Genomic DNA, 15,511 nt, shown 5'->3' with positions numbered 1-15,511 from the left:
TCAGCTGACCGCCCCCGGCCCGCCGAGGGCCTGATCCACCAGCTCGGCCAGGTCCCGGACCTTGAGCTGGCCGTCAAGTCCGGTCGACTTGACCCCGTCCTCGAAGCGGGACACCTCATAGGGGCAGCAGACGGCGAGCACGTTGGCGCCGGTCTCTGCCGCTTCACGCACGCGCCGCTCAGAGAGGCGCTCACTGGTGTGGTTGACGGTGTGGCCGTCGAGCCACATCCCGCCGCCACCGCCGCCGCAGCAGTAGCCGTTCTCGCGGCAGCGCATCATCTCGACCAGCTCCAACCCTGGCAATGCCTCGAGGATCTGACGCGGCGCGTCGTACTCGCCGTTGTGGCGGCCGAGGTAGCAGGGATCGTGAAAGGTGACCCGCATATCAAGCGGTGTGGTGAACTCCAGCTCACCGATTCGCGGCGCCAACAGCTGCGTGTAGTGCAGCACGTTGAACTCGTGACCGTACTTTGGATAGATCTTTGCCAGCGCGTTGAAGCCGTGGGGGTCGGGCGTGACGATCGCGCCGAACTCAAACCGGTCAAGCGTCTCCACCACCTGCTCCATCAGCATCTCAAACAGGCCCTTCTCGCCCGCCAAACGCTGCGAGTCACCGAGCGTCTTCTCCTCGTGACCGAGAATCCCGTAGTCGATGCCGAGCCGGTGCATGATTCGCGCAAACGCCTGGGCGGCATCGTTCCCGCGGGGGTGGTAGGCCCAATAGTCCTCGACGTAGAGCAGGTACTCAACCCGCCCCGGCTCCTTGGTGAGGTCACGTACCGGGACCCCAGCCCCCTTTGTCCACGCGGGGCGCTTGCGCGGCGACTGACCCAGCGCATTGCCGTACTTGAAGGTCGACTCGAACACGCCCTGAAGCTCGGCCGGGACCTCCTTGCCCTGCGCCATCGCCGCCTCGCGGGCCGCAGGCATGATCTTGATCATGTCTACCTGCTTGGGACAGACTCGCAGGCAGTTGCCGCAGGTGGTGCACAGCCAGAGGTCAGGATCGTCGAGCAGGTTGATGCCCGTCTGCAGCTTGCGGTGCACCTTCCGCGGCCCGTACTCGCCAACCACGTCGACCGGGCAGACGGGCACGCAGCGGCCACATCCGTAGCACCACTCGATCGACTCGGCCTCGGTGAGCGCCGCGAGCTCGAATAGCGGCGAGGAGTCGTAATCCTCGATCACCCGCGTCTCGAACTGACGGTTCCACTCCGCGGAGAGTTCCACACCGTCCAGCACCGCCGAGGCGAGTTCCCTGACGACCGGCGGCTGCTTCTGACCTCCGATGGGCATGAGCTATCGAACCTCCTGAAGCGCTTTGAAGTGAACCCCCAGGAGGCGGCGCACAAGTTGTGGCATCGCCGGCACCAGCGCGTTGAACTCCTGGGTCATCTTGAGACCGAGCACCGTGCGCATGTAGACCGCGTAGGTGCAGGCGAGCAGCAGGTCGGTGCCGAGGCTGCCCCCGCCAGCAGGGCGGAACGCGGACGCCTCGGGCGAGTCGTCGAGCATCGCGTACGCCCGGCCGACCCGCTCATAGGTCTCCCCCAGCGACCCGCCGTCGAGCTCGAAATCGTCGCCGATCAATAGGGGCAGCGCACCAGTGCGGCTCTCGTTGCTCCACATCCAGCGCGACCACAGCCAGTGGCGATCGGGTGCGGTGAAGTGCAGCAGCTCAGAGGCCAGTTCAGCCGCCTGGCCGCCGGCCAGCGGGCCGGCGGCCGCACAGAAGCGGTCAAAACGGGCGGCGAGGGGCGCCGAGGAGTCAAACAGACCGGAGACCCAGCTGGAGAGCTCAGCGTCTGAGCGGATGCCGAGGACGGCGCTGCCGCGCCGGCGTCCGACGAAGGTCCATTCGAGCGCCTGGCGCAGGCCAGCTGCTCCCGGAACCGGAGGCTCCAGGGACGTCCGCATCGCCGCGACCTTCGCCTCCAGCTCGCTGACGATCGCCGCGAGCGCGGCCACGCTCATGTGCTCGTGGATCTGCTCAATCAGCTCCTTGGCTGTGGGTACATCGACCTCTGGGATCTCTCCGACCGCCACCGGCCCCGCGCCGCCGGCCATCTCAGGCGACCGCGAGGTTGTCTCGGCGCACCAGCGCAACCGCCTTGCCGGCTGCGGCGCCGGCTGATGAGATGGTGTCCTCAAGGTCAGCTGGGCCGAGCGCGGCGCCACAGGCAAAGATGCCGCGCCGACTCGTGGTCACGGTGTCGAGCGGTGGGTTGATGACCTCGATGAAGCCATGGCGGTTGCGCTCGATCCCGAGGACGTCGCTCATCGCCTTGGTGCCGGCGGACGGTTCCATGCCGACCGAGAGGATGACCATATCCATCGGCACCTCCATCGGCCGGCCCATGGTGGTGTCCTCGCCACGCACGATCAGTCGGTCTCCGCGCTCGAGCACCTCGGTGATGATGCCCTTGATGTACTGCACGTGATACTGCTCCTGAGCCGGCCAGTAGAGCTGCGTCTCCCAGTACCCGTACATCCGCATGTCGATGTAGAAGATGTAGGCCCGGGTCTCGGGTGAGAGCTTGCGGACCTCGATCGCCTGCTTGGAGGCGATGCCGCAACAGACCTTGGAGCACCACTCATTGCCGATGTTGCGGTCGCGGGAGCCGACGCACTGAACCCAGCAGATGCTCGCGGGCGGCCTGCCGGTGGACGGGACAACAACCTTATGCTCCTTGAGCTGTGCCTCGAGGTCCTGCAGTGCGAGCACGTCCGGATACTGGTAGTAGTTGTAGATCTGGCGCTCCCGACCCGGGTCGAAGTGATCAAAGCCGGTCGCGACGATCACCGCGCCAGCGTCGAGGCGCTCGCCAGTGGACAGCTCAACCGTGAACGCGCCCGCCTCGCCGCTGAGCCCGGTGACGGTCGTGGAGGTGCGAACCTCGGCGCGCCCGCGCTGGGCCAGCTCGGCGATCATCGCGTCCATGGCCTCCTCCGCGTTGGCGAAGTAGGGCGTCAGCGCGGCGTAGTTGGCGAAGATGGGAGTCCCACCGAGCCGCTCACGCTGCTCAACCAGCACCGCCGGCAGCCCAAGGTCGGCGACCTGCCGGGCTGCCTCGATGCCGCCCGGACCGCCGCCGATCACAACGACTCTGTCAGACATCCGCATCCTCCCACGTCAGATACTGCTGCTCGCCTCGCTCGAGCCGCGCCGTCGCCTCCTCGAACTGCGCCCATGCCTTCTCATGGTCGATGCCCATCTTCTCGAGCAGCGGCTTGTAGTCCGCCGCGTGCCAGTGCAACTGGCAGACGAGGTAGGGATGCGCACCCATAGCCAGCGCCGCGAACTGAGCCTCTGACATCACCGGGATCGTTGCGAAGTTGGGGTCCTGCGCCTTGGCGGCAAACTGGCTCTTGTCGAGCGTCGTCACGCAGCCGGTGTCGTGGGTCAGGGTGACGTCCGGATCAGCCTCCTCCTTCATGCGTTTGATCTTGCGCTGCGTCGCGAACGAGCGCGTGAAGTCACGCGTGACCAGAATGTGACGAAACCCAAAGCCACAGCAGTCAAACCAGGTTGAGTAGTCACGCACCTCCGCACCGAGCGCCTGGGCGACCTCCGACACGATCGCTGTCCGCTGGCCGCCATACACCTCGGGGTCATAGATGGCGTCGCCTTCGACAAGCTTGTAGTAGTGGCAGGCCGGATGCACGGTGACGGCAATGTTGGAAAAGTCGCGCACCTGGTGCTTGGCGATCTCATGCCGCATCGCGTAAAACCATTCGGAGTAATGCACCATCTCCTCGGGAAGCACGAGGGGCTTACCCAGTGACTCCATCACGCGTCGCACCTCATCCCTGAGGTGATCGTGCGCGAGCAACTCCTGGCGGACCTCCTTGTAGTGGCCGAAGGACGTTCCGCAGTGAATGATCGGGAACCGGCCGGTCTCGTAGGCGGCGGCAAAGTTGCGCACGGCCACCGCCGCCTGAGCAGCGGCATTCGAGGTTGCCGACGCATAGTAGTTCCACGCCGTGCACGAGGTCTGGTCAGTCGGATCCTCATACTCGATCCCGAGCTTGCGGTTGACCCAGAAGATCGACGTGGAGTAGCCGGGGATGTGCCCGCACTGGCCACAGCTCTTGTGGTGCCAGGTGTGACCGATCGGCACCTTCTTGGTCCGTCCGTACTTCACCGGCACCTCGATGTGCTCGGTGTCAACGCGCTGGACCACAAGCTCACCCTTCTGTTCGAGCTCGAACAGCCGCTCATGAAAGTCGGCTGGCGCGTGCTCGTCGCTCCATCGGAACTCGGCCTTGTTCTGCCGGCGTGGACCGGCGACCTTCTCTACCGGAATGGTCATCTGATGCTCCTCTGGCTAACTCAGCTCGTAACCCTCTTCGTCCAGCAAGTCCTCCATGACCTCCTCCAACAGGCTGTGCAAGCTCGCGCGAGCTCGGCGATCATCGCCAACGCGCCCGTTTTGTGCCAGATCAGGTAAAGCTCGACGAGCGTCTTGGTCGATATCTGCCACCCTGTGGTGGTGGTGTGGTGCGTCTCAGGCGGCAACGCGCGCCGCCAGAGGTCGAGCTTCTCGGAGACCAGCGCAACACTTGGCCCCCAGTCCGGGAACGCATCGGCCTGGAGCATGTCGGGAGAGACCTGGGTGCCGGTCGACATGATCTTGTAGATGATCCGCGTGTAACCGCGCAGCGCCTGCTTGGCGGACTCGAGGCCATTGTTGACCGCGACCTCACGCATCAGCGTGATGATCCCGCCAGGGTTGTTACCACGCGGGCAACGCAGACAGGAGAAGCACTGCGAGCAGTCCCAGATGTCCTCCTGCATCTGCTGGTAGACGAGCTCGACGTCCTCTCGGGCAGCAGCCTGGGCGATCCGGCGCGGCGAAAAGTCGTAATAGCGCGCCGACGGGCAGGCGGCCACGCAGATCCCGCACTCGTAGCAGCCATAGAGGTAGTCGTGGAAGCGCTCATCCGTCTTGACCTCATCGAACAGGCGCTGCTTCTCTTCGAGCGGCACGTCTGGGTATGTGGTGCCGAGCTTGTAGGCGGCCGAGTCGGCACGCGTCGGGGTGAGGTGCGCGCTGGCCGACATCAGAACGTGATCACTGCATCAGCTCGCATGGCGATGTCGTTGAACGCCGCGCCGCCGATCATCCGCACCGGCTCGATCAGGTCATCGAGCGTCAGGTCGTTGAGGTCAAGCGACGGCTGACAGATCAGCAGCTGGACACCGCAGTCGAGCGCCTGTTCGATGAAGTAGCTCAGTCGCTCCCCCTGTTCACCCTTGGGGCCGATCTGATCGCCTACGTCCTTCTTGAGCAGCTCGGGTCCGCGCATTGTGAAGTAAATCGAGACCTCGGCGTCCATGGCGGCGGCAGCAGCAGCCAGGAAAAACGGGGTGGCACACCGCTCGGGATAATCCACACCGTGCGTCACCACGTAGACGACCGAGGACTCGTCGCTCATCGACGCACCTCAGCGCTTGCGCAGCAGGACACGGAAAGCACCCGCGGTCTGGTCGATGGAGATCAGCTCGTTCCCGGTCTGCCTCGCCCAAGCGTGCATGTCTGGCTCGACACCGGGGTCGGTGGCGAAGACCTCCAGCACATCGCCGGGGGTCATCTCCTTCATCAGCTTCGCGGTCCTTACAACCGGGATCGGGCACGCTTTACCCTTGACGTCCAGCGTCTGCGTGGGCGTCGCCACATCCGCACACATTTCCACAACCCTCCCTCGTTGGTTGATGGGCCGAGCATAGGCTCACCATCGGTGCCTGTCAAGTTTGGCGTAATAGGAAAACTGTGGGCGCGGCGGAAGTGAACAAACTGGGCCGTTACTCGACTACTTGCACAGTTTCGCAAATGCTCTAACCTAGCCGGGGTCTATGCCCAGAAACGGCATGCTTCCCGCCCTGGATCCAGCGCTGGTCGAACGCGTGGCCGACCGCTTCAGGTTGCTCAGCGACCCGACCAGGCTGCGCATCCTCAACGAGCTTCACGCGAGTGGCGAGCTGAGCGTTGGCGAGATCGTTGCGCGGATCGAGAGCTCCTACGCGACTGTGTCCAAACAGCTGTCGATGTTGCGAGCGCACCACACGGTCGCTCGGCGACGCGACGGTACCACCGCTTACTACCGGATCGTTGACCCGTCACTCGAGGAGGTTTGCAGCGTCGTCTGCAAGTCGCTCAACGACCATTGGCTCAAATGGGGCGCTGAGCTCGAGGCGGCGATGCCGGACCTTTAGCAGCAGGTCGACCCAGAGGAGGGGTTAAATGCAACCAACAACCATCACCAGCGAGGCCACCACGGTCGGGGATATGAGCCCGGAGGACCTGCGCGCCTTCGTAACCGAGCTCATCCTCGCACGCGAGCACGAGACGCGCGATCCGAACATGGCCACCTTCATTGCCTGGGGAGGCGACCTGGATCGGATCTGGCCCACGACGATCCTCGCCACGACGGCCGCGGCCAGCGGGATGGATGTGGCCGTTTTCTTCACCTTCTGGGGCCTCTTCCCGCTCGTGCGCGAGGAGCGGCGGATGACCGGAACCAATTGGATGACACGCGCACTGTCGTTGATGAATCGCGGTAGCGCCGAGCACGCCGCGCTGTCAAAGCTGAACATGGCCGGCATGGGCCCGATGATGATGCGAAAGCTCGCGGACAAGAACGGCGTGGCCACCCCCGAGGAGTTGATCGAGATGGCCCAGGACATGGACGTCAAGCTGTGGCCCTGCCGGATGACCATGGACCTGATGGGTCTCAAGGACGCCGATCTGATCGCCGGCTTGGATGAGCCGGCCGGCGCCGCGACCGCGCTGGAGCGGATGCAGCGCTCCGCCATCAGCCTGTTCATCTGAGGCCTTTCTTACGCGCTTCTGGACCGCCTCCTCAACGCGCCGCGCACCGGTGAGCCGGCGCGCAGTCTAGGGGTGGACGCGGCGGGCGGTGGTGCTGACCAAGTCGGTCACGTGGTGACCGATCGCCGCCAGTGCCACCACCGCCACGATCGAGACGAGCAGGAGCACCAGCCCGTATTCGAGCAATCCCTGGCCACTCTCCTGTAAGCCAAGCTCTCTGAGCCAGCGCCTGGGACGATCCAGGCAGGCGCGGCCCCAAGAGCCGATCACGGACAGCATCTCGCTTTGCATGGCCACAACATCGACCACCGAGGCCAGGCCTTTAGCGCCGAGACGCGAACTGCGGGACAAGGACTCGAACCTTGAATACCAGGGCCAGAACCTGGCGTGTTGCCAATTACACCATCCCGCAAATTGCCCGGGCGAGTATAGCCGTGACGGCTCGCCGGACGGGCGCCTGCGCTAGGGTGCGCCGCGGTGACCGCGATCGTCTGGTTCAGGCGCGACCTGAGACTCCATGACAACCCCACGTTGACGCGCGCCCTGGCCGAGCACGAACTGGTGGTGCCCGTGTTCTGCCTGGACGAGCGGCTGATTACGGGCCGCCACCGCTCCGCACCACGCGCAGCCTTCATGCGCGGCTGCCTGGTCGAACTCGACCGCAACCTACGCGCTGCCGGCTCGCGGCTCGTGTTTGTCGACCGCCCTCCCGAGCGAGCCATCCCCGACCTGGCACGCCAGCTGGCGGCCGAGGCGGTCTACGCCGCCGCCGATGTCAGCCCGTTCGCGCGGCGGCGCGACCGCGCGGTCGCCCACGCGCTCGCAGCCGGCGGCAGCAGCCTCACCCTTGGTCCCGGAACCTTCGTGGCCGACGACCTCGCCGCGGTCACGAGCGGCAGCGGAACCCCCTACACCGTCTTCACCCCTTTTTACAGGCGCTGGCTGACGCTGCCACGCCGAGCTGTGCACCCCGCGCCGCGGAGCCTGCCGGCACCGCCGCCCACGCCCGCATCCGGCCCGCTGCCCGAGCTCGGCGACCTGCCACCGCAAGCCCCGTTTGCGCCCGGTGAGCACGCGGCACGCGAACGCATGCTGGCGTTCGCCGCCGGCGAAGGCCTCGACGGCTACCACGAGCACCACGACGACCTCGGCCAGCCGCACGCCTCCGGCCTCTCCGCCTACCTTCACTTCGGCTGTGTATCGGCCCGCGAGCTGGAGAGCCTCCTGCCCGACAGCGACGATGCCGAGGCGGCCAGGCGGCAGCTGTGCTGGCGTGACTTCTACGCCCACGTGCTGCTCCACCACCCCGGCAACGCCCGCGCCGAGCAACAGCCGCAGCTGCGCGGCCGCATCGAGTGGAACCGGTCGATGCCGCTGTTTGACACCTGGCGTGAGGGACGTACCGGCTATCCGCTGGTCGACGCCGCGATGCGCGAGCTGCTGCACACCGGCCACATGCACAACCGTGCCCGCCTGGTCGTCGGCTCCTTCCTGGTGAAGGACATGGGAATCGACTGGCGCTGGGGCGAGCGCTGGTTCATGCGGACGCTGCTCGACGGCGACGAGGCCAACAACAACGGCAACTGGCAGTGGATCGCATCGGTCGGAGTCGACCCGCAGCCGCCTTCGCGGCGGATGTTCAACCCGACGCTGCAACAGCTCAAGTTCGACCCTGAAGGCCACTACGTGCGCCGCCACGTGCCAGAGCTGCGTTCGGTTCCCGACGCCTACCTGGCCGAGCCATGGACGATGCCAGCAGATGTCCAGCGCCACGCGGGGTGCATCATCGGAGCCGATTACCCGGTGCCGGTGCTCGACCACGCCCAGGCCCGACGCGAGGCGATCGCGCGTTACGAACGGGCCCGTAGCGGCTGAGCACGCCGCCCGGCTCCTGCCTCACAGGGCCCGCTCGAGCGCGCCCAGTCCGGGAGCGCCGCCGCTACTGGCAACCCCCGCACGGAACCCTGGCTTGCCCAGGAGAACCTGGATGTCGCCGATCCGTCGCTCAACGAACCCGGCCTCGCAATAGGCCAGGTAGAGGTCCCAGATGCGGCAGAAGCGCTCGTCGTAGCCGCGCTGCGCAAGCGCAGCGGTGTGCTCCTCAAAGCGGGCGCGCCAGCGCCGCAGCGTCTCGGGGTAGTGGTCGGTGAGATCCTCAAGGTCGAGGACCCGTAGATCGGTGTGGCGACCCAGCGCGCCCGCCAGAACCGAGAGGGAGGGCAGGGCGCCGCCGGGGAAGATGTACTCCTTGATGAACGAGCGCGACGCCTTCTCGACCTGATAGGCGCGGTCATCGATCGTGATCGCCTGCAGCAGCATCGCTCCGTCCACTTCAAGCAACTGGGCGCAGCGGCGCAGGAACGGGGCAAACCCACGCCAACCCACGGCCTCGATCATCTCGATCGAGACGAGCTTGTCGTAACGGCCGCGCAGATCCCGGTAGTCACGGTCCAACACGGTGATCAGCTCGCCCAGCCCCTCGCTCTCCACCCGGTTACGCACGTGGCGGTGCTGCTCGGCAGAGATCGTCGTGGTGGTGACGTGACAGCCGCGGGTGGCAGCAGCGTGCAGGGCAAACGAACCCCAGCCGCTGCCGATCTCCAGCACGCGGTCGCCGCGGTGCAGATCGAGCATCGTGCAGACCCGCTCGAGCTTGGCCAGCTGCGCCTCCTCCAGCGACATGCCGGGCTGCGCGAACAGCGCACAGGAATAGGTCATCGTTGGGTCCAGCATCAGCGAGAAGAGGTCGTTGCCGAGGTCGTAGTGCGCGCCCACGTCGCGGCGCCGCTGCTCGCGCCCGTGCGGCCTCACGACGGCGCGTGCCAGCTGCATCGGCCGCGAGAGTGGCGTGCCCAGCGTCCGCAGCCGGTCGAGCGTCGGCATCACGCGGGCACCGAGACGTACGAGCGCCACCAGGTCAGGAGAGTCCCACAGCCCTTCCGCGTAGGCCTCAGCCAACCCCAGACTGCCGTGCATGAAGCAGGACCAGACTCGGTCTGAGTGCATCCGCAGCTCGGAGCTGGGTGAGCCGGAGCCAAAGCAGGTGCGTGTCCCGTCGGGCTCGACAATCGTCAGCGTGCCGGCCCGCAAACGCGCAAGCGCAACACGGACCAGCGCCCGGGCGGAGTTGCCGTTCATCGCGGCAGCTCCCGCGGATGCGGATGGATGCGCACGCCCGCGAGCTTCAGCCCGAGCGCATGCCCGTAGATCAAAGCGAGCACCCGGACCGTCGCAAACGGGTAACGCGCAACCACGCGTCTGACACTGCCGGGGGTCATTTCGACCCGGTCCATGCGCAGCGCTGCACTGAAGACCCGCCGATGCTGGTCGTGGTTCTCGATCGTTACGCCCAGGCGCTCACCCGGCGCCTCGACACGACAGTGGTAGGTCTGATCCATCGGCTGAAACGGCGAGACGTGCATGAGCTTCTCGAAAGTGCCAGCGGCACCGTCCAGCACGTACGCCTGGCGCTCGCCCCACGGCGTGTTGGTGACCTCGACGAGGACCGCATCCAGATCCCTGCCGGCAGGATCGAAGCAGTAGTAAAAGCTGACAGGGTTGAAGCAGTGTCCGAGCGAGCGCAGCTGCGTCAGCAGCCGGATCGGCCCCGTTGGACGCCGGCCGATCGCCCGCTCCACGCTGTCGGCAACCGCCCGCCTGAGGTCCTGATCGGCGTCGCCGTGGTAGTCCGAGCGGCGGAAGCGCATCAGTCCGACCCCGGGCTCGAGGAGCCTGCCGTCGAGCAGACGCGGAAGCTCGTCCAGGTCGATGTAGGCCAGCGCCAACCGGTGCCGAAAGCTGCGCTCGGGCTCGAGCCGGCGGTGCACCAGCGTGCCCATGTAGAGACAGCTCGCCGTGCTCACAGCTTCACCCCGAAGCTCTCCGCCACACGCAGGGCGCTGCGCACACCATCCTCGTGAAACCCCCATCCCCAGTAGGCGCCGCAGAAGTGGGTCCGGCCGGCCCGACCGGAGATCTCCTCGAACCGCGCCTGCGCCGCGACTCCCTCAGGCGTGTAGACAGGGTGCGAGTAGGCGATCCGCTCGATCACGAGCTCCGGGTCGATGCGCTCGCTGAGGTTGAGCGTGACGCAGAACTGCCGCTCGTCGTCCAACTGCTGCAGGCGGTTGAGGTGATAGGTCACGGTCGTTCGCTCCCGCGGCTCGTCGGTGAGGTGGTAATTCCAGCTCGCCCAGGCACTGCGGCGGCGCGGCAGCAGCGACAGATCGGTGTGCAAAACAGCTTCATTCTCCTGGTACGGGATCAGCGAGAGAATCTCGCGCTCGCGCCCGGAGGCGTCCGCCAAGAGCTCAAGCGCCTGGTCGGAGTGGGTCGCGACGACCACCTGGTCAAAGCGCTGTGGCTCCTGACCGCGCACCCTGACCTCAACCGCCTCGGGCGTGCGCGTGATCGCTTCGACCGGCGCGTTTACGTGAATTCGCTCACGGTAATCGCTCGTCAGCCGTTCCACGTAGTTGCGTGACCCACCGACGATCGTGCGCCAGCGCGGGCGCCCGCGTAGGCTGAGCATCCCGTGGTTCTCGAAGAAGCGGGCGACAAACGCCGCCGGCATGCTCCACAGCTGCCGCGGGTCCGCTGACCAGACGGCGGAGACCTGCGGGACCAGCAGGCGCTCGACAAAGCTGCTCGAGAAGCCGTGCTCGGCCAGCCAACCACGAAGCGATACCTGCTGATCGCCACCGGTTGTCAGCTCCCTGGCGGCGTGCTGAAAACGGGGGATCTCGCCCAGCATGCGCAAAAAGCCCGGACTGAGCAGATGCCGTGGGTTGGCAAAGACCCCCGCCAGGGAGGTGCTCGCGTACTCGAAGTCACGTCCGTCGCTGACACTGAAGCTCATATCCGATGGCTGCCAGGCCACACCTATGCGCCTCATCAGACGCTCGAAGTTCGGGTAGTTGCGGTCGTTGAAGACGATGAACCCGGTGTCCAGCTGGACATCACGCGCGCCCTCGTTGAAGCTGACCGTGTGGGTGTGCCCGCCGATCCGGGCTTCGGACTCGAAGACGGTGACGTCGTGGCTGCGCTGCAGAAGGTATGCGGCGGTCAGCCCTGATATGCCCGTACCGATGACGGCGACTCTCATCGTCTCCTCCTACGCAAACCAGCGCCTCCCTGGATCATGTGAGTCCCGCCAGCGTCCTGTCGATGATCGCGGTGGCGAGCCGCATGAACTCAGCCGGGGTCGCGACTGATCCGGCCGCGAGCTCCTCCTCCGCGCGCGCGACGACGTCGGGGAGCCGATCGGCCATCACCGACAGGCAGGCGCGAGCCACCGCGTCAACCGCGTCAGGGTCGACGCTCCAGAGGGCTTCGAAGCTGCGCTCGCGGCTTGAGGCATCAACATTCGAGGATGCCAGCTCACGGGCAACCATGCACACCGAGCAGCGGCCGCCGTGCAGCACGATCGCCCACTCACGGGTGAGCTGCGCGTTCGGGCCGAACGGGACCTCGACCGGGTGAGCATCGTCCGTGCGCAGCCGCTCGAAGTCCGCCAGCACCGCGGCCACCGGTGCCGTGGAGGCGAGCTCGCGCCACCGCGCCTGCGAACGCCGATAAAAACCCTCCCGCTGGAAGCAGCCCAGAGCAAGCCGTGCCTGGGCGCAGGCCAGCGCCTCATCTTCGATCGCGTGGCTGAGCGCGATCAGCGCCGGCTTACGCACCGCCCGCGCGGCCCGTTCGCCCTCAAGCTCGCGGAGTGTCGCAAACAGCGAGACGCTGTCGGAGGCCGGTGGCCGCTCGACGCGCGCAATCGCCGCAGAGATCGTCATGCCCGTGTCCCGCAGGGCCAGCACGCGTGAAACGGCATCGGCCTGGGCCGTCGAGTAGCGACGGTGGCCGCTGGCCGTGCGGTGCGGGGTCGGGAAGCCGTAACGTCGCTCCCACACTCGCAGTGTGGGCTCGCTCACGCCCGTGCGCTCGACGATTTCACCGATGCTGAGCTCAAACCTGGACAAGGTGTATAAGATTACATCGACATGGCGAAGATAGTTGTCACCGGCGCGACCGGCACCATCGGAAATGCGGTCTGCAAGCACCTGCTTGAGCGAGGCGACCAACCCGTCGCTCTGTCCCGTGACCCCGCCACCGCCACCTCTCGCCTGCCGCAGGGCGTCCGGGTGCAAGCCTGGCCAGAACCACAGGCGCAAACGGCGCCCCTGGACGCGCTCGACGGCGCCCAAGCGGTCATCCACCTGCTCGGCGAGCCGATCTCGCAGCGCTGGACAGAGCCGGTGAAGCAGCGGATTCGCGACTCTCGTGTGCTCTCCACCCGGATGCTCACGGAGGCCATCGGTCAGCTGCCTGGGGACCGTCGTCCAACCGTGCTCATCTCTCAGTCAGCGACCGGCTACTACGGTCCGCGAGGCGGCGAGGAGCTCGACGAGCAGGCGAACCCAGGTGACGACTTCCTGGCGCGTGTCGTTCGCGACTGGGAGCAGGAGGCGCGCCGAGCCGAGGAGCATTGCCGTGTGGCGGTTATGCGTACCGGAGTCGTGCTTTCCCGGAGCGGAGGCGCGCTGGCCAAGATGCTGCCATTCTTCCGCGCCGGCATCGGAGGCCCAGTCGCCGGTGGCCGCCAGTACGTTCCCTGGGTTCACATCGACGACGTGGCGGCGGCCATGGTGCACTGCATCGAGGACGACGGCGCGACCGGACCGCTGAACGTGACCGCGCCGCACCCTGTCGACAACGCCGAGTTCTCTCGTGCGCTGGGCCGCGTCCTTCACCGTCCAGCCCTGCTGCCCGTTCCCACGCTCGCCCTCAAGCTCCTCTACGGCGAGATGTCGGTGATCGTCACCACCGGCCAAAGGGCCGTACCTCGCCGCCTCACCGAACTCGGCTTCCGCTTCGCCAACCCCGAGATCGGGGCCGCACTCGCGCAGGTGCTGAGCCGATCATGAGCTCCTTTGCGCCCACCGGCGAGCAGGTCTTTCGCGGCGAACAGCGAATCGACCGCCCGCTGCCTATCGTGTTCGAGTTCTTCTCGCGCGCAGGGAACCTCGAGCGGATCACGCCACCCTGGCTGTCCTTCTCGATCCTCGGCACAGAGCCGGCGAAGGTCGAGACCGGCACGGTCATCCCATATCGACTGCGTCTACACGGCGTACCGTTGATCTGGGTTTCGCAGATTGAATCCTTCGAGCCACGGCGCATGTTCGTCGACCGCCAGCTGATCGGCCCCTACAAGCTCTGGGTCCACACGCACAGCTTCGAAGCCGACGGTGACCAGACGATCATCCGCGACGAGGTGCGCTACGAGCTGCCATTCGGCCGACTCGGCGCCCTCGCCCAGGCGCTCTTCGTGCGCCGCGACGTGGAGCGGATCTTCGCCTACCGCCGCACGTCAATCGTCGGCCTTATCTAGACGGGCGACGATCACCGGCGCCGCAGTGGGGACCGATGTCCCCCCCAGCGGCTCGCGCGTCACGAGCACCGCGCTGACATGACCGATCTCCCCGGGGATGCCGACCTGAGCATCACCTGATGGCCCCACGCCGAATAGCACGCTCGCGGGCCGCGGTGCCGCGGTCCCAGACTGAAGCCAGACCTCATATACCTGGTTGCGGCCGAGAGCGCTCAGGTGCCTGACGACCAGTTCGGCACGACCGTGGGTGACCCTGACCTGCGCGCTGCCGCCGACTCCCCGTAGCTGCGCCGGAAACACAGTGGGGCCCAGCCCCGAACTCAGCTCCAGCACGACCACGGCAGCAGCAGCGACGGCCAGAGAGCCGGCTGCCGCGAGCAGTCCGCGTGCCGGGCGCCTTGCTGTGCGCCCGGCACGACCGGCCGCGGTGGCGGCCCGCTCTTCCCGGACCTGCGCCAGCAGCCGCCGGCGCAGACCCGCAGGCGCTCGGTACTGGCGTGCAGCGAGCGGCAGTTCACGCGCCACAGCGGTGAACGCCTGCAGCTCGTCCCGGCAGACCGCACACTCACGCAGGTGCTCACGGAAGACCTCCGCTTCGCCTGGCTCAAGCGCACCGAGCGCGTAGGCCGCGGCATCACCGCCGCAATCGTGCCGATCGGACATCTGCTCTCCAGCGCTCATGGTACGACTCCCACTTCCGTCAACGTCACACGCAGCTTGCCCAGGCCAAGTCGCATGCGCCCTTTCACCGTGCCTTCCGGCAGCTCAAGCATCGCGGCGATCTGCTGATGCGTGAAGCCCCCAAAGTAGGCGAGCTCGATCACCTTTCGCTGCTCGTCAGGGAGCTTCGCGAGCGCCTGGCGCAGCTGATCGGCCTCGCTGCGCCGTTCCACCTCGACCTCCGTCAACTCAGCTGCCGCAAGCCGCTCAGCCGCGCCCGACTCCTCCAGCGACCCCGCAGGGCGCGCCGACTGCCGGCGGAAGGAGTCAATCGCGCGGTTGTGGACCGTGCTCAGCACCCAGCTACGGACGCTGCCGCGCGACGGGTCATAACGCCCGCCCGCTCGCCACAGCGACAGGAACGCCTCTTGGACGACGTCTTCAGCCCGGGCGCGTGAGCCACACATGCGAAAGGCGAGCGAGAATGCGGGGCCGCCATGACGATCGAACAGCACCTCGAAGGCGCGGGCGTCACCCTCACGCACGCGCGCCATCAGATCGTCGTCAGCTAACTCCCTGAGGCTGCGCCGGTTGCCGAACATTGCAACCCAGTACGCGCACGCGGCACAGCTGG

19 protein-coding genes and 1 tRNA gene are annotated in these 15,511 nt (G+C 66.6%); 5 read left to right on the top strand and 15 right to left on the bottom strand.

Features of this window, described 5'->3' with window-relative positions; translation table 11 throughout:
• From M3M54_RS01265 to M3M54_RS01235, 7 genes are read right to left on the bottom strand one after another with little or no spacing between them, the layout of a single operon-like run.
• Window positions 1–1,296, bottom strand: a complete 1,296-nt coding sequence (locus M3M54_RS01265; RefSeq protein ID WP_249020382.1) for a (Fe-S)-binding protein — start codon at window positions 1,294–1,296, stop codon at window positions 1–3.
• A 3-nt stretch (window positions 1,297–1,299) separates the two neighbouring features.
• Window positions 1,300–2,067: a hypothetical protein gene (locus M3M54_RS01260; RefSeq protein WP_249020381.1), complete on the bottom strand. Its 768-nt coding sequence runs from the start codon at window positions 2,065–2,067 to the stop codon at window positions 1,300–1,302.
• 1 nt (window position 2,068) lies between these two features.
• Entirely contained in the window at window positions 2,069–3,118 is a 1,050-nt protein-coding gene (locus tag M3M54_RS01255) for an FAD-dependent oxidoreductase (RefSeq protein WP_249020380.1), read from the bottom strand.
• Window positions 3,111–4,313 (bottom strand): heterodisulfide reductase-related iron-sulfur binding cluster, encoded by a 1,203-nt coding sequence (locus M3M54_RS01250; RefSeq protein WP_249020379.1) that lies wholly within the window; start codon window positions 4,311–4,313, stop codon window positions 3,111–3,113. The genes M3M54_RS01255 and M3M54_RS01250 overlap by 8 nt, the downstream gene beginning before the upstream one ends.
• A gap of 20 nt (window positions 4,314–4,333) precedes the next feature.
• Window positions 4,334–5,065, bottom strand: a complete 732-nt coding sequence (locus M3M54_RS01245) for a 4Fe-4S dicluster domain-containing protein (protein WP_249020378.1) — start codon at window positions 5,063–5,065, stop codon at window positions 4,334–4,336.
• Window positions 5,065–5,439: a DsrE family protein gene (locus tag M3M54_RS01240; RefSeq protein WP_249020377.1), complete on the bottom strand. Its 375-nt coding sequence runs from the start codon at window positions 5,437–5,439 to the stop codon at window positions 5,065–5,067. The genes M3M54_RS01245 and M3M54_RS01240 overlap by 1 nt, the downstream gene beginning before the upstream one ends.
• A gap of 9 nt (window positions 5,440–5,448) precedes the next feature.
• Window positions 5,449–5,691 (bottom strand): sulfurtransferase TusA family protein, encoded by a 243-nt coding sequence (locus M3M54_RS01235; RefSeq protein WP_249020376.1) that lies wholly within the window; start codon window positions 5,689–5,691, stop codon window positions 5,449–5,451.
• A 166-nt stretch (window positions 5,692–5,857) separates the two neighbouring features.
• Between M3M54_RS01235 and M3M54_RS01230 the strand changes: the two genes are divergently transcribed.
• Both M3M54_RS01230 and M3M54_RS01225 read left to right on the top strand, forming a co-directional pair.
• Complete coding sequence (locus M3M54_RS01230; RefSeq protein WP_249020375.1) at window positions 5,858–6,217, top strand: helix-turn-helix transcriptional regulator; 360 nt, start codon at window positions 5,858–5,860, stop codon at window positions 6,215–6,217.
• A gap of 28 nt (window positions 6,218–6,245) precedes the next feature.
• On the top strand, window positions 6,246–6,833 hold the full coding sequence (locus tag M3M54_RS01225) for a DsrE/DsrF/DrsH-like family protein (protein WP_249020374.1): 588 nt from the start codon (window positions 6,246–6,248) through the stop codon (window positions 6,831–6,833).
• 66 nt (window positions 6,834–6,899) lie between these two features.
• On the opposite strand, the gene M3M54_RS01220 is transcribed toward M3M54_RS01225, so the two are convergent.
• On the bottom strand, window positions 6,900–7,124 hold the full coding sequence (locus tag M3M54_RS01220) for a hypothetical protein (RefSeq protein ID WP_249020373.1): 225 nt from the start codon (window positions 7,122–7,124) through the stop codon (window positions 6,900–6,902).
• 49 nt (window positions 7,125–7,173) lie between these two features.
• Window positions 7,174–7,245: transfer RNA gene (locus M3M54_RS01215), tRNA-Gln, on the bottom strand.
• A 65-nt stretch (window positions 7,246–7,310) separates the two neighbouring features.
• Between M3M54_RS01215 and M3M54_RS01210 the strand changes: the two genes are divergently transcribed.
• Entirely contained in the window at window positions 7,311–8,708 is a 1,398-nt protein-coding gene (locus tag M3M54_RS01210) for a deoxyribodipyrimidine photo-lyase (RefSeq protein WP_249020372.1), read from the top strand.
• Between the two features lie 21 nt (window positions 8,709–8,729).
• On the opposite strand, the gene M3M54_RS01205 is transcribed toward M3M54_RS01210, so the two are convergent.
• From M3M54_RS01205 to M3M54_RS01190, 4 genes are read right to left on the bottom strand one after another with little or no spacing between them, the layout of a single operon-like run.
• On the bottom strand, window positions 8,730–9,971 hold the full coding sequence (locus M3M54_RS01205) for a cyclopropane-fatty-acyl-phospholipid synthase family protein (RefSeq protein ID WP_249020371.1): 1,242 nt from the start codon (window positions 9,969–9,971) through the stop codon (window positions 8,730–8,732).
• Window positions 9,968–10,696 (bottom strand): DUF1365 domain-containing protein, encoded by a 729-nt coding sequence (locus M3M54_RS01200; protein WP_249020370.1) that lies wholly within the window; start codon window positions 10,694–10,696, stop codon window positions 9,968–9,970. The genes M3M54_RS01205 and M3M54_RS01200 overlap by 4 nt, the downstream gene beginning before the upstream one ends.
• Window positions 10,693–11,937 carry an NAD(P)/FAD-dependent oxidoreductase gene (locus tag M3M54_RS01195; RefSeq protein WP_249020369.1) on the bottom strand — a complete coding sequence of 415 codons (1,245 nt, stop codon included), beginning with the start codon at window positions 11,935–11,937 and terminating at the stop codon, window positions 10,693–10,695. Before M3M54_RS01195 ends, M3M54_RS01200 begins: the two co-directional genes overlap by 4 nt.
• 34 nt (window positions 11,938–11,971) lie before the next feature.
• Window positions 11,972–12,808: a DICT sensory domain-containing protein gene (locus M3M54_RS01190; protein ID WP_249020368.1), complete on the bottom strand. Its 837-nt coding sequence runs from the start codon at window positions 12,806–12,808 to the stop codon at window positions 11,972–11,974.
• Between the two features lie 21 nt (window positions 12,809–12,829).
• Between M3M54_RS01190 and M3M54_RS01185 the strand changes: the two genes are divergently transcribed.
• On the top strand, window positions 12,830–13,753 hold the full coding sequence (locus M3M54_RS01185; protein WP_249020367.1) for a TIGR01777 family oxidoreductase: 924 nt from the start codon (window positions 12,830–12,832) through the stop codon (window positions 13,751–13,753).
• Window positions 13,750–14,217 carry an SRPBCC family protein gene (locus M3M54_RS01180; protein ID WP_249020366.1) on the top strand — a complete coding sequence of 156 codons (468 nt, stop codon included), beginning with the start codon at window positions 13,750–13,752 and terminating at the stop codon, window positions 14,215–14,217. Before M3M54_RS01185 ends, M3M54_RS01180 begins: the two co-directional genes overlap by 4 nt.
• Here M3M54_RS01180 and M3M54_RS01175 read toward each other — a convergent pair.
• A complete protein-coding gene (locus M3M54_RS01175) occupies window positions 14,197–14,898 on the bottom strand; it encodes an anti-sigma factor domain-containing protein (RefSeq protein WP_249020365.1) in 702 nt (233 codons plus the stop codon). The two genes, M3M54_RS01180 and M3M54_RS01175, sit on opposite strands and share 21 nt — an antisense overlap.
• Complete coding sequence (locus M3M54_RS01170) at window positions 14,895–15,479, bottom strand: RNA polymerase sigma factor (protein WP_249020364.1); 585 nt, start codon at window positions 15,477–15,479, stop codon at window positions 14,895–14,897. Before M3M54_RS01170 ends, M3M54_RS01175 begins: the two co-directional genes overlap by 4 nt.
• Window positions 15,480–15,511 lie beyond the last annotated feature (32 nt).

Source organism: Conexibacter sp. S30A1 (assembly GCF_023330665.1).
Taxonomy (GTDB): domain Bacteria; phylum Actinomycetota; class Thermoleophilia; order Solirubrobacterales; family Solirubrobacteraceae; genus Palsa-465.
This window is presented reverse-complemented; position numbering and strand designations above follow the sequence as displayed.